At 47.0% G+C, this 13,794-nt stretch carries 13 protein-coding genes; 12 read left to right on the top strand and 1 reads right to left on the bottom strand.

Features of this window, described 5'->3' with window-relative positions:
* The first annotated feature begins 11 nt into the window (after window positions 1-11).
* Window positions 12-3,224: an efflux RND transporter permease subunit gene (locus NO559_RS00845; protein ID WP_258329868.1), complete on the top strand. Its 3,213-nt coding sequence runs from the start codon at window positions 12-14 to the stop codon at window positions 3,222-3,224.
* A complete protein-coding gene (locus NO559_RS00840) occupies window positions 3,225-4,652 on the top strand; it encodes an efflux transporter outer membrane subunit (RefSeq protein WP_258329867.1) in 1,428 nt (475 codons plus the stop codon).
* Between the two features lie 30 nt (window positions 4,653-4,682).
* Here NO559_RS00840 and NO559_RS00835 read toward each other — a convergent pair whose 3' ends face one another.
* Entirely contained in the window at window positions 4,683-5,195 is a 513-nt protein-coding gene (locus tag NO559_RS00835; RefSeq protein WP_258330188.1) for a MarR family winged helix-turn-helix transcriptional regulator, read from the bottom strand.
* A 416-nt stretch (window positions 5,196-5,611) separates the two neighbouring features.
* On the opposite strand from NO559_RS00835, the gene ectA reads away from it, so the two are divergent.
* From ectA to NO559_RS00785, 10 genes are all read left to right on the top strand, one after another.
* Entirely contained in the window at window positions 5,612-6,121 is a 510-nt protein-coding gene (gene ectA, locus NO559_RS00830; RefSeq protein ID WP_258329866.1) for a diaminobutyrate acetyltransferase, read from the top strand.
* Window positions 6,122-6,239: 118 nt separating this feature from the next.
* Window positions 6,240-7,538 carry a diaminobutyrate--2-oxoglutarate transaminase gene (gene ectB / locus NO559_RS00825; protein ID WP_258329865.1) on the top strand — a complete coding sequence of 433 codons (1,299 nt, stop codon included), beginning with the start codon at window positions 6,240-6,242 and terminating at the stop codon, window positions 7,536-7,538.
* Between the two features lie 150 nt (window positions 7,539-7,688).
* A complete protein-coding gene (locus tag NO559_RS00820; protein ID WP_258329864.1) occupies window positions 7,689-7,823 on the top strand; it encodes a hypothetical protein in 135 nt (44 codons plus the stop codon).
* Window positions 7,820-8,218: an ectoine synthase gene (locus tag NO559_RS00815; protein WP_258329863.1), complete on the top strand. Its 399-nt coding sequence runs from the start codon at window positions 7,820-7,822 to the stop codon at window positions 8,216-8,218. The genes NO559_RS00820 and NO559_RS00815 overlap by 4 nt, the downstream gene beginning before the upstream one ends.
* 12 nt (window positions 8,219-8,230) lie before the next feature.
* Window positions 8,231-9,202, top strand: a complete 972-nt coding sequence (thpD, locus tag NO559_RS00810; protein WP_258329862.1) for an ectoine hydroxylase — start codon at window positions 8,231-8,233, stop codon at window positions 9,200-9,202.
* Window positions 9,199-9,540 carry a TraR/DksA C4-type zinc finger protein gene (locus tag NO559_RS00805; protein WP_258329861.1) on the top strand — a complete coding sequence of 114 codons (342 nt, stop codon included), beginning with the start codon at window positions 9,199-9,201 and terminating at the stop codon, window positions 9,538-9,540. The genes thpD and NO559_RS00805 overlap by 4 nt, the downstream gene beginning before the upstream one ends.
* A 15-nt stretch (window positions 9,541-9,555) precedes the next feature.
* Window positions 9,556-10,986 carry an aspartate kinase gene (locus NO559_RS00800; protein WP_258329860.1) on the top strand — a complete coding sequence of 477 codons (1,431 nt, stop codon included), beginning with the start codon at window positions 9,556-9,558 and terminating at the stop codon, window positions 10,984-10,986.
* Window positions 10,971-11,864 (top strand): TPR end-of-group domain-containing protein, encoded by an 894-nt coding sequence (locus NO559_RS00795; RefSeq protein WP_258329859.1) that lies wholly within the window; start codon window positions 10,971-10,973, stop codon window positions 11,862-11,864. Before NO559_RS00800 ends, NO559_RS00795 begins: the two co-directional genes overlap by 16 nt.
* Window positions 11,864-13,300 (top strand): sodium/proline symporter, encoded by a 1,437-nt coding sequence (locus NO559_RS00790; RefSeq protein WP_258329858.1) that lies wholly within the window; start codon window positions 11,864-11,866, stop codon window positions 13,298-13,300. The genes NO559_RS00795 and NO559_RS00790 overlap by 1 nt, the downstream gene beginning before the upstream one ends.
* 91 nt (window positions 13,301-13,391) lie before the next feature.
* On the top strand, window positions 13,392-13,787 hold the full coding sequence (locus NO559_RS00785; protein WP_258329857.1) for a DUF2391 family protein: 396 nt from the start codon (window positions 13,392-13,394) through the stop codon (window positions 13,785-13,787).
* Window positions 13,788-13,794: the final 7 nt, after the last annotated feature.

The following is a 13,794-nucleotide window of genomic DNA, read 5'->3' as shown; positions in this document are numbered from 1 at the left end:
GAATAAGTAGCGTGAAGTTCTCTCAATTCTTTATTTCCAGGCCCATATTTGCCGGGGTTATCTCTTTGATGATAACTATTGCCGGCGCAATTGCAGTGTTTCAATTACCGATTTCCGAATACCCTGAAGTCACCCCACCTACGGTGGTGGTGACTGCCAGTTATCCCGGCGCTAACCCCACAGTTATAGGTGATACCGTGGCCACGCCTATAGAGCAGGCGATTAATGGCACCGAGGGCATGTTGTATATGTCATCGCAGGCCACCTCTGATGGTAATTTATCAATAACCGTGACCTTTGAGTTGGGTACCGATGTAGATGCAGCGCAGGTATTGGTGCAAAACCGGGTCACTCGTGCTTTGCCGCGCCTGCCTGAAGAGGTGCAGCGTTTAGGGGTGATTGTAGAAAAGTCCTCGCCAGATTTAACCATGGTGGTGCATATCACCTCGCCAGACGATAGCTACGACACTTTATATTTAGCCAACTATGCCAATCTTAAAGTGAAGGATGAATTGTCGCGCTTAAACGGTGTGGGTAGCGTGCGCGTATTCGGCTCGGATGAATACTCCATGCGTATATGGTTAGACCCGCAAAAAATTGCCGCCTTGAATATGACGGCTATGGATGTGGTGCAAGCTATACGCGAGCAAAACCTGCAAGCTGCTGCCGGTAGTTTAGGGGCGCAGCCCAGTGAGCAAAATGATTTTCAATTATTGATTAACCTAAAAGGCCGTTTAAGCACGGAGCAAGAGTTTAACGAGATTGTTATTAAGGTGGGCGAGCAGGGCCAAATCGTCCGTTTGGCAGATGTAGCAACGGTGGAGCTGGGCGCCAAAAGCTATGCCTTGCGCTCTTTGCTAAACAATAAAGCGGCAGTAGCCTTGCCCGTTTTTCAAAGCGCCGGTGCTAACGCTATAGCGGTTTCCGATGCGGTGCGGGCCAAAATGGCCGAGCTAAAAGCTAACTTCCCGCAGGGTGTGGACTATCAAATTGTTTACGACCCAACGGTGTTTGTGCGCGGCTCTATAGACGCAGTAGTGGCAACCTTGTTTGAGGCTTTGTTGCTGGTTGTAGTTGTGGTGGTGCTGTTTTTGCAAAACTGGCGCGCGGCCATTATCCCCTTGGCGGCGGTGCCGGTTTCCTTAATTGGTACCTTTGCGGTGATGCACGGCTTGGGTTTTTCACTGAATGCGCTGTCCTTATTTGGCTTGGTGTTGGCCATAGGTATAGTGGTGGATGACGCCATCGTGGTGGTGGAAAATGTAGAGCGCAATATAGAAAAAGGCTTGTCGCCGGTAGCGGCTTCACAGCAGGCCATGAAAGAAGTCACCGGCCCTATTATTGCGACCACTTTGGTGCTGGCGGCGGTGTTTATCCCTACTGCATTTATGTCGGGTTTAACCGGCCAGTTCTATAAGCAGTTTGCTTTGACCATTGCTATATCTACATTTATCTCGGCCTTAAACTCACTGACCTTAAGCCCGGCTTTATCGGCCTTATTATTGCGCAGTAAAGATGCCCCTAAAGATGCGGTCAGCCGTGTGTTAGATAAATTATTACAGGGCTGGTTGTTTAACCCCTTTAATCGCTTTTTTAATTGGGGTAGCCAGGGGTATGCGCGGGTGGTTAAAAAAGTCATACGCAGTGCTGGCATAGTGATGTTGTTATATGTGGGCTTGCTGGCATTAACCGCGCAGCAGTTTACCAGCACGCCTACCGGCTATGTGCCTTCGCAAGATAAACAGTATTTGGTGGCTTTTACGCAACTGCCTGATGCCGCCTCACTAAGTCGCACCGAGGCTGTGGTGCGTGAAATGTCGGCGCTGGCTTTGGCCCACCCTGGGGTGGAGTCTACGGTGGCTTTTCCCGGCCTCAATATTAACGGCTTTAGTAAAAGCTCTAGCTCGGGGGTGATATTTGTTACCTTAAAACCCTTTGAGCAAAGGCGGGCAGCTAATCTTAGCGCTCATGCCATAGCGGGCCAGCTTAATGGCCAGTTTGCCGGTATCAAAGAGGCTTATATTGCCATCTTCCCACCGCCACCGGTGCCTGGTATGGGTAATATAGGGGGCTTTCGTTTGCAGCTGCAAGACAAGGGTAGCTTGGGTTACGAATCTTTATATCAAACCACTATGGACATAATTAATAAGTCCAGACAGGTACCTGAATTAGCCGGTGCATTTACCAGCTTTCAAGTTAACACCCCGCAAATTGATGTGGATGTAGATAGAGAAAAAGCCAAAATGCAGGGCGTGGCAGTGGATGATATTTTTGCCACCATGCAGGTTTACTTAGGCTCTATGTATGTGAATGACTTTAATAAGTTTGGCCGCAACTATCAGGTGAATGTGCAGTCGGTTGAAAGTTTTAGGCAGCAGCCTGAGCAAATAGGCCAGTTAAAAGTGCGCAATAAGCAGGGCGATATGATTCCTTTAGCCTCGTTTATTAAAGTGAAGCACTCGGCTGGCCCTGATAGAGTTATGCACTACAACGGTTTTATTACCGCTGAAATCAATGCCTCGCCAGCACCGGGTTACAGCTCGGGGCAGGCGCAGGCGGCGATGGAAAAACTATTGGCCGACAACCTGCCCGCAGGCATAGAGTACGAGTGGACCGACCTCACTTACCAGCAGCAACTGGCGGGTAACACTGCGGTGTTTGTTTTCCCCTTAGTGGTGTTGTTAGTGTTTTTGGTGTTGGCAGCACAGTACGAAAGTTTGAGCTTGCCTTTGGCCATTATTTTAATCGTGCCTATGACCTTGCTATCCGCCATAGTAGGCGTGGTGATTTATGGTGGTGATAATAATATTTTCACTCAAATAGGTTTTATCGTGTTGGTGGGCTTGGCGACTAAAAATGCGATTTTGATTGTTGAGTTTGCTAGAGAGCAAGAGCTGGCGGGCAAGTCAGTAGTCGATGCCATATTGGAGGCCAGCCACCAGCGTTTGCGCCCTATATTGATGACATCCATCGCCTTTATTATGGGGGTGTTGCCTTTGGTGATTTCTACCGGCGCGGGTGCCGAAATGCGTCAGGCCATGGGGGTGGCGGTGTTCTCGGGCATGATAGGGGTAACCTTGTTTGGTTTGCTATTAACGCCGGTGTTTTATGTATTGGTGCGTAAATATATAGGGCGCGGTGCTTTGCATAATCATCATGCTGCCAGTGAGCCAGCGTTAGTGCCATCGCAAGCTAGACCCGAACTAATTACGGAAGAGCGTTAAATGAAAACTCAATTTTCTTTTTTGCTAGCTAGTGCGATGCTGTTAACTGCTTGCGCTAGCGTAGGCCCGGATTATCAGCAACCAGAGGCCTTAACGGTAGATATGCGCATTAGTCCCGATGTAAAAACCATCGCCTATGAGCAGCAGTGGTGGCAGCGTTTTGACGATCCACTATTAAGTACCTTGGTACAGCAAACGCTAGAGCATAATTATTCGCTAGCGGCGGCGCGCGCCAATGTTGAGCGTGCCATGGCGCAATTTGATGATGCCGATAATGATGGCTGGATCAAGGGGGATATTAGTGCCCAGGTGGAAAACAGCAAAAGCCAGCAGCCTGCTGTTAGCACGGAGCGGGTGTATAGCCATCGCTATCAAACCGGTGCCAATTTGCATTGGGCCTTAGATGTAGCGGGCAAATTGCGCCGTGCCAGTGAGTCGGCCTATGCCCGTGCCGAGAGTGCCGAAGCTGATTTTCAGGCACTGCGAGTTAGCATAGTTAGCAGCTTGGCCAGTCGTTATGCGGATTATCGCGGTATCCAAAATAAGTTGTTAGTAGCGCAGCGCAATGACCTGATATTGGCTGAAACCTTGCAGCTGATAGAGCTGCGTTTGCAGGAGGGCTTGGCCTCCGAGTTTGAGTCTAGCCGAATTAAAGCGCAGCAAAGTGCGGTGAAGGCGGCCATTGTGTTGTTGCAAAGCCAACTGCAAAAAGCGCAATACGACTTGGCTTTGCTCAGTGGTTTTCAGGCTAATGAGCTGCCGGTGGATTTGTCAGAGCTGGTCGATTATCAAAGTATGCCGGCTTTGCAAGGCCCGGTTGCGATTGGGGATGCCAGTCAGCTATTGCTGCGTCGCCCCGATGTGCGTGCCGCTGAACGCCGCTTGGCAATGACTACCGCGCAGATAGGGGTGGCCAAGGCAGATCTTTATCCGGCGATTAATGTTAGTGGCTTTTTGGGTTTTGTTACCGGTCAGTCCAGTCAGTTAAACCACGATGCCAGGGCTTGGTCGGTGGTGCCCAGTGTCAGTTGGCAGGGCTTGGATTGGGGCTCGGTGCAGGCTCGTATACGTGCGGCCAGTGCCAGCCAGCGCGAGGCTTTAGCGCAATACCAGCAGCAAATGTTGGTGGCGATTAATGAGGCTCAGTCTTCTTTATCGGCATACAGCTTTAGTCAGCAGCGTTTGCAGCACTTGGCTGATCAACAGGCTGCGGCGCAGCGCTCTATGGTGTTGGCCGACGCAGAATACCGCGCCGGTTTATCGGACTTGCTGGACTTGCTGGATGCCGAGCGCAGCCTGTTGGAGGCGCAAAGTGATTATATAGATGGCCAAATGCAGGTGATGAAAGATCTGGTGGCTGTTTATCAGGCCTTTGGTGGCGCTTTGGGCGAGCAGCCACAGCCTGCTACGGCGAGGCTGGCCTTTTAACTAGCGCTATGTTGCCAAACGGCTAGGCCATTATTTATCTGTATAAGCATCATGCTTATCTATGGTGGTGCTTTGTCTATCTAGGGTGCCTATATCTAATACCGGTGAGGCATCGATATGTTGGGCGTCCATCATCTGGGCGACCCGTTGCAGTGAGGAGATGATCATGGTCTGCTCCCATTCCTGCAAATCATTAAATTGGCGTGCAAACTGATCCTGCAGCGGGATGGGGGCTTCCTGCAAAGTGTTGTGGGCATCTTCAGTCAGGTGGGCGTGAACTTTGCGTTTATCGGTTTTTGAGCGCTCCCTATACACCAGCCCGCGTTTTTCTAATCTATCAATAATCGTGGTTACCGTTGCTTGGCTAAGGCTCATGTCCTTGGCAATTTCACCTATGGTGACATCGCCCTTATCCCTAATAGTTTGCAGTAGCAAAATTTGCGGTGCAGTGAGGCCCGTGGTTTTGGCTAGGTGCTTGGAGTGCAGGTCGGTTGCTCTAATAACGCGTCTTAAGGCAACTAGTACTTCTTCTATTTGGTTCACGGGCTGCTCGCTGTTGGCTGCTGGCTTGGGGTTGTTGGGCGGATTATATAGGTAATCTCGGCCTGTGCCTAAGTTGTGGGTATTGACCGCTGTGGGGGTGCTGTTGCTGCTCATAAATAGGCTCATTATCGGGCTGTTGAGTTGGGCCCGGCTGGTTGTTGCCAGGGCTTTATGCGGCTTGCGGCTGCCCTTGCGCAGCTTAGCTAATAGGCGAAATTGGTTGCTGTGTTTACCGGTTTCCTGAGAGTTGGCTGATTTTACGCCAACAATTATTTAGTGTACTATATTTAGATCACTAAACATATTGGCGAAAAATTAAGCCTAAATCGGCACTAATTCACATATTTGGCTAATTTGTTTGGTGTTTTTTATTAAAAAATACTTAGTATTGTAAATAAATAACCTTTGGAGGCACTTTGTCTGATAAAGCAAGTTCTGAGAGTAGCCCTATTGAATTACGCATGCCGTCACTGGCTGATGGGGTTGCCGTTAACAACCTAGTTGAGCGTTGCCAGCCCTTAGATACCAACTCCACCTACTGCAATTTGTTGCAGTGCGGCCATTTTGCGAGCACTTCGGTGGCTGCAGAAAAAGATGGCGAGATAGTCGGATTTGTATCCGGTTATTTGTTGCCCAATCGCCCTAACACTTTATTTATTTGGCAAGTGGCCGTATCCGAAGAGGTGCGTGGCCGAGGCTTGGGTAAAAAAATGCTGCAGCATATTGTTAATCGCCAGCGCGGTAGTGGCGTCAAGTATATAGAAACCACCATTACCGAGGATAACGACGCCTCTTGGGGATTGTTTAAAGTTTTTGCCAAGCAAGTTAATGCTGATCTGCAGGCGGTGGATTGGCTAGATGCTTTAGAGCATTTCGATGGCCAGCACGATTCCGAAACGCTGGTGAAAATAGGGCCCTTACACTAAGGCCCTATGCGTATCCCCACGCGCTAACTGATATGCCTTAGCGCGCATACTAGCCGCGCATATCGCACATAGGGCTAGCCATCACAAATTGAAATATGAAAAAAATGGAGTGAAGCACATGAGAATTTTTGAAGAAATAGAATCGGAAGTACAAAGTTATGCCAGGTCTTTCCCGCGGGTATTTAATCGCGCCCAAGGTGAATTTATGTGGGATGAAGACGGCAATCAATACTTGGATTTTTTAGCCGGTGCCGGCACCTTAAATTACGGACACAACAACCCAATATTTAAACCTCTGCTAATAGATTATATTCAAAACGACGGTATTACCCACGGCTTAGATATGCACACTAAAGCCAAAGGTGAATTTTTACAGGCCTTTAATGACACTATTTTAAAGCCGCGTGGTATGGAATACATGGTGCAGTTTACTGGCCCTACCGGCACCAACGCAGTAGAGGCGGCAATGAAAGTTGCCCGCAATGTTACCGGCCAGCAAAACATCGTTACCTTTACTAATGGCTTTCATGGCGTAAGTTTGGGCTCGTTGGCGGCTACAGGTAACTCACACCACCGCAATGCCGCTGGCGTAAGCCTAAACGGTGTACACCGTATGCCATACGATGGCTATCTGGGTGATGGTATCGATACCACAGAATACTTGGATAAAGTGTTATCAGATTCTAGCAGTGGCATTAATTCCCCTGCAGCTGTTTTAGTTGAGGTTGTACAAGGTGAGGGTGGTATTAACGCGGCCAGTGCTCAGTGGCTAAGAAATTTACAAACAGTTTGTAGAAAACACGGCATTTTATTAATTGTTGATGATATACAAGCCGGTTGTGGCCGCACCGGTGATTTCTTTAGTTTTGAAGAGGCTGGTATAGAGCCCGATATTATTACCTTATCTAAATCTTTAGGCGGCTACGGTTTGCCCTTTGCAGTAGTGCTAATGAAGCCTGAGTTTGACCAGTGGAAGCCCGGCGAGCACAACGGTACCTTTAGGGGCAATAATCTGGCCTTTGTTACCGCCAAGGCGGCGTTAGAGAACTATTGGGCCGATGATACTTTTTCTAAGGCCATTAAGCGTAAGGGCCGCTATGTGTCACAGCGTTTAAATGAAATTGTGGAAAACTATGGCGAAGGTAATTTCACCACCAAAGGTCGCGGCATGTTTCAGGGTATTAACTGTGTGAACGGTGAGCTAGCTGGCAAAATTACCCGGGCTGCTTTTAAGCAAGGTTTATTAATAGAAACCAGTGGTGCTGATGATCAGGTAGTGAAATTTTTATGCCCCTTAGTAATTAGTGATGAAAATCTTAAAAAGGGCATAGATATTGTGGAAGCAGCGATTAAGGAAGTTTGTGCAAAAGCTGACGAAATTCCCGAAGAGAAAATTTATTTCGCGGAGGCGGTTTAAGTTATGTATACCCCCATGGTGCACACGCCAGAAAAAACCAAACAACAACATATTAATATATGGCCTGGTGAAAGGTGTTTGCTTCCTGTTGGTGAGGCTCCCAACTTATATAAAGTGGAGTGCACATCGGGCGAGGGGTATCTACGCATTATGTCAGATACGCATAGAGAGTCTTTGCGCAGTGGTGATCACCTGATTATCGATGGCGGTGAAATTGCCACTATTACCGGCAGGCAGACTATGACTATAGAAATTAAAGAGATAACGGAAGAAGAGTATTTATGATAGTTAGACAATTACAAGACGCGAAAGAATCGGCACGTAGAATTGTATCACCCGATGGCAACTGGGAAAGCACCCGTATGCTATTAAAAGATGATGGTATGGGTTTTTCTTTTCATATCACCACTATTTACAAAGATGCCGACTTTCAAATGCATTATCAAAATCACTTAGAATCTGTGTATTGTGTGTCGGGATGCGGCGAAGTGGAAACCTTGGCCGATGGTAAACGCTATCCAATAAGCCCCGGTACTTTGTACGTGCTCAATAAAAACGATAAGCATGTACTGCGCGCGTTTGAAGAAATGGAAATGGCCTGTGTATTTAACCCGCCGCTAAATGGTAAGGAAGTACACAATGCAGAGGGCGCCTACGAGTTAGAAGCAGAGACAGTATAAAAGGTGTAAACAATGGTTGATGTAATGATGGACTGTGCCATTGCTAACCCTGATGACGCGGCACTGCATGACGCAGGCCGTGATGACTATGCTTCTAGAGATGGCCGTAGCGCACAGCTAATCGCAAGAAAAGATCCCGTTGTCTATAACCGTGACTGGTCGCAAGCGCCCATAGCGCAGCATCATATACAGCATTATCAGCAACACGGTTATATGGTGTTGGATGATGTATTTAGCTCACAGGAAATCGAAAGATTTAACGCTGAATTATTGCAGTTACGCAGCAGCGATTCAGTAAAAAGAGCGCGAGAGACCATTACTGAATATAGCAGTGGTGATGTGCGCTCTATATTTGCTGTGCATAAAATGAGCGCGATTTTCCAGCAGCTTGCTGAAGATGCAAGGCTGGTGGATTTGGCGCGTTTTATTTTAAATGATGAGGTGTACATTCATCAGTCGCGGCTAAATTATAAGCCTGGCTTTAGAGGTAAAGATTTTTATTGGCACTCAGATTTTGAAACCTGGCATGTAGAGGATGGTATGCCTCGTATGCGGGCCTTGAGCATGTCTATAAGCTTAACCGAAAATAACAACCTCAATGGGCCGTTAATGCTGGTTCCGGGTTCGCATCAGCAATATGCGGTATGCGAGGGCTACACGCCTGATAATCACTACCAAACTTCCTTAAAAAAACAGGAGTATGGTGTGCCATCAGATGCTTGTTTAAGCACCTTGATTGATCAAAAAGGGGTAAAGGCGGCGGTATGTAAGCCGGGTAGTGTGATTATTTTTGATTGCAATACTATGCATGGCTCTAACAGTAATATCACCCCCTATCCACGTTCTAATGCTTTTTTTGTCTATAACGCTATTAGCAATCAAGTGCAGCAGCCTTTCTGCGGCAGGCCAGCCAGGCCAGAATATATTTGTAGCAGAGAGGCTATAAGCGCTCTAAAACCCCTTAAAGTGAATGCGCATACATGATGAACACGCAAGATAAAAACAAGTTGATAAAACAAATCGAGCAAAGAGTTATTTTTTTAAAACAAGAGCTATTAGCTAACGACTCTTTATCGGTTAAAAAGCAAATACAGTCGGATGACAGTAGTGCCAACCTGGATTTAACCATAGGGGCACCAGTAGATGAAACCGTATACGCAGGCCATCGAAAGGAACTGGCTGAGCTAGTAAAAAGTTTCGAGTGGTTAAACAGCGAAGATGCGGGTTACTGTGAATTGTGCGGCAATACTATTCCTGTTGCCAGGTTAGAGGTAGTGCCACACAGCCGATCGTGTATTGAATGCGCAGCTAAACAACATTAACTAAGACGAATTTTTATGCACACTATTGAAAAGATAGGCGGTACCTCTATGAGCGATTATTGCTCAGTGAGGGATAATATTATTTTAAACAACGATAACGGACCCTATGGCCGGGTGTTTGTGGTTTCTGCTTATGGCGGCGTGACCGACCAGTTATTAGAAAACAAAAAAACCGGCGAGCCAGGTATTTACGCTTTATTTGCCGGAGGTATGAGTGGCGATAATTGGTTACAGCGTTTTGAAAAGCTTAGCCAGGAATTGCAGGGGATTAACTTGCAGCTTTTCGGTGAGGGCGAGTTACTGCATGAGGCCAATAGCTTTTTGCAGGCCCGCTTAGAAGATGCTAAAAAATGCTTGCTGGACTTGCAGAGCCTTTGCCAGCATGGCCATTTTTCCTTAGATTCCCATCTGCATACCGTTAGAGAAATGCTAGCCAGCATAGGTGAAGCACATAGCGCTTGGAATACCTCTCGCTTACTGCAGCGCGATGGCGTTAATGCCTGCTTTGTGGATTTAACCGGCTGGCGTGCCAATAACCATATTTCTTTGGATGAGCGTATTAATTTGGCTTTTAAAGAAATAGATGTCAATAAACAGCTGCCCATAGTCACCGGTTATGCCCACAGTGAAGATGGATTGATGTCATCTTTTAATCGCGGCTACAGCGAAATGACTTTTAGCCGTCTGGCCGTGCTTACCGATGCTTGCGAAGCGGTGATTCATAAAGAGTTTCACCTTAGCAGTGCCGACCCGCGTTTAGTGGGGGAAGCTAATGCTGTACCTATAGGTCGAACTAACTACGATGTGGCAGACCAATTGGCAAACCTAGGGATGGAGGCCATACACCCAAAGGCGGCAAAAGGTTTGCGACAAAATAATATTCCATTGCGGGTAAAAAATACCTTTGAACCAGAACATACAGGTACCTTAATCACTAGTGAATATGTCAGTGATTCCCCCTGTGTAGAAATTATTGCCGGTTGCAAAGGGGTGTATGCCTTAGAGGTATTTGATCAAGATATGGCGGGCAATGTGCAGCGTTATGATATTGCCATTTTAGAGATTATTCAGCGCTTTAATGCCCAAATTGTTTCTAAGGATATCAATGCCAATACTATTACCCATTATCTATCCACTAATTTAAAAACGGTAGAGCGGATAATTGCTGCAATTAAAAAAGCATTTAGCGAAGCTGATATTAATCAGCAAACGGTTGCCATAGTGTCGGTGATTGGTAGTGATATGCAAATTCCAGGTATCTTAGCCAAGTCCGTACAGGCGGTGGCCAGTGCCAATATTAATGTTTTATCTATACACCAAGCGATGCGGCAAGTAGACATGCAATTTATTGTTAATGAAAGTGATTACGATGCTGCAGTTAAAAGCCTACACGCCTCTTTAGTAGAGATACACGATCACGGATTGGCTATATGCATCGCTTCATAATTATTATTGCTTTATTTTTATCCACGCTGACTTTTGCGCAAGAGCATAGCGAGCAGCAGCTGGCTAAAGCCCAAGCCGAGATAGAGGCCTTAAAGCAGCCTTTATATAATCCTTTTGTAGAGCGCTATATACTCGATGAAGTCAAGGCACTTAGGGTAGACCAGGCAAATATCAAGCATGAGCTCATGCAAAAAATATTAGATAGGGAGCATAACTCAGTGGACAGGGCGGTGAGTTATGCCACGGATACCGTTACCTATTTCTTTTATTTAATTGCAGCCGCTACTTCGGTTTTGGTGCTGGTGGGCTGGACCTCTATACGTGATATGAAAGAGCGGGTACATTCATTGGCCGATGAAGAGATCTCTAAACTGGTTGTGGAATATGAAAACCGCTTGGCAGGTATAGAAAAACAACTGCATCAAAAAACCAAGCACATAGAAGAAAACCGCGATGAGATAGGGCTCACCCAAGAGCTGCAATCCTTGTGGTTAAGAGCCCAGCAAGAAAGCTCTATAGCCAATAAAATTACCATCTACGATGATATTTTAAAGCTGCGCCCCAGTGACTGTGAAGCCCTAACCTATAAGGCTGATGCCGTGTTAGAGCTGCACGAGCCGCAGTGGGCTGCCAACCTCTGTTTACAAGCGTTAAAAATAGACCCCGAAAACAGCCATGCTTTCTATCAATTAGCCTGCGCCTATACGGCTATGCAACAGTTTGAAGAGGCGGTGCGGTATTTAAATGAGGCAATTAAACGCACCGAAAGTTATCGTGAAGACATAGAACAAGACCCAGCCTTGGCCCCGCTAGTCGTGCATGATTTATTTAAAAAAACCTTTGCACTCAATACCACAATTAAAAAGGCTGCGGGCTAATGTTGATTTCTTTTATTGTTTGCTTACTGGCCTTTGTTTTTATAGGTGCAGCTTCGGCTTGGAAAAGCCGCTCCACCAAACAGGATTATTATTTGGCCAGTGCTAGCGTAAAACCTTGGCTGGTAGGCCTGTCGGCGGTGGCAACCAATAATAGCGGTTATATGTTTATAGGCGTGATTGGCTATACCTACAGCCAAGGCTTGTCGGCTATATGGCTAATGCTGGGGTGGATATGCGGTGACTTTCTCGCTTCGCTCTATGTGCATAAACGTATGCGCGCGGCTGCCGAACGCAGCGGTGAAGTGAGTTATGCCGGGGTATTGAGTCACTGGCACGGGCAAAACTTTGTAAGCTTGCAGCGTTTAATCGGCATAGTCTCCTTATTATTTTTACTGACCTATGCGGCCGCGCAATTAATGGCTGGTGGCAAGGCCTTGCATGTACTGCTGGGCTGGCCCTTATGGTCGGGAGCGGCCATGGGCGCTTTATTTGTTTGCATTTATTGTTACTCAGGGGGAATACGAGCATCCATATGGACTGATGCGGCGCAATCCATAGTGATGATAGTAGCCATGGCGGTGCTTTTAGTTGCAGCCGTTAGTCACTTGGGTGGTATGCAGCCCGCCATAGAGCAATTACATGGCGTACCCGGTTATATGGATTGGATGCCTAAAGATTTACTATTGCCCGGTGCAGCGGGGGCCGTGCTATTTGTAGTTGGTTGGCTGTTTGCTGGTTTTTCAGTTATCGGCCAGCCCCATGTGATGGTGCGTTTTATGACCCTAAACAGCACCGGCAATATGCAGCAAGCAAAAATTTGGTATTACCTGTGGTTCACCGCTTTTTACTGCATGGCTACAGGGGTGGGGCTATTAGCAAAAATTTACCTCAGCGATACCGCGGGCTTTGATGCCGAACTGGCCTTGCCAACTATGGCGCAAGAGCTTTTACCGGCGGCCTTGGTTGGTTTGATCTTGGCGGGTATTTTTGCTGCCACTATGTCTACCGCAGACTCTTTAGTCTTGAGCTGCTCGGCGGCACTAACCCATGATATTTTGCCGGGTAATATAGAAAAGGTGGGTTTATTAAAGCTGTCTTCAGTGTTGGTAACAGCCCTGGCTTTAGTGTTAGCAATTTTTAATAAGCAATCCGTATTTGGCATGGTAGTAATGGCTTGGTCGGGTTTGGCTAGCGCCTTTGCACCTTTGCTGTTAATGCATTGCCTGGGCTATAAATTTTCCGAGAGGCAAGCCATAGCCGCTGTGTTTACCGGTTTTTCCGTAGCCTTGTTATGGCGGCTATTGGATTGGCATAACTATGTTTACGAAGGCTTTCCCGGCATAGTCATAGGGGTATTGTTTTTATGGGTCGCTAAGGCCATCAACGATTTGGCTACGGGCAAATTGGCTGCTACGTCCTCTGGTGCCAGCCGCTAGCCTAGTGCTGGCCTAGCTTGCACTGAGCTAAGGTCGGTTTTTGGTTTATACTGCTAGTCGATCACATCGTTTACCTAGCTGGAGATAGCCTTTGAAGCTCTATTTTAATTTAGAAGATGTGAGCCAAGTATTTGTTGGCTCTTTTGTATTAGCGGTGCCCATTTCTTTTTCGGAAGAGGCTTGGTCGCTAAGTAAAACCCTGCCTATGGCTAATATTGCGCTGCTGTTTATCTTATCTATTGTGTTTTTAGCTTTTTTTGCCTACGAGGGTGTGTTTCAAAGCGATGTTCAATACCGTATGCCTGTGTATATCGCCCGTATAGTGATAGCGTATTTAATTTCCATGCTGGTAGTCGCCCTGGTATTGCTGGCCTTGGATAAACTTCCGGTATTAAGCGATCCTGTGATTGCTTTTAAACGCCTCATTATTATTGCCATGCCAGCCTCCATGGGGGCCATAGTGGTAGATGGTTTTGATAAAGAATAAGGGGATA

Source organism: Dasania sp. GY-MA-18, from assembly GCF_024734385.1.
Lineage (GTDB): Bacteria > Pseudomonadota > Gammaproteobacteria > Pseudomonadales > Dasaniaceae > Dasania > Dasania phycosphaerae.
This window is presented reverse-complemented; position numbering and strand designations above follow the sequence as displayed.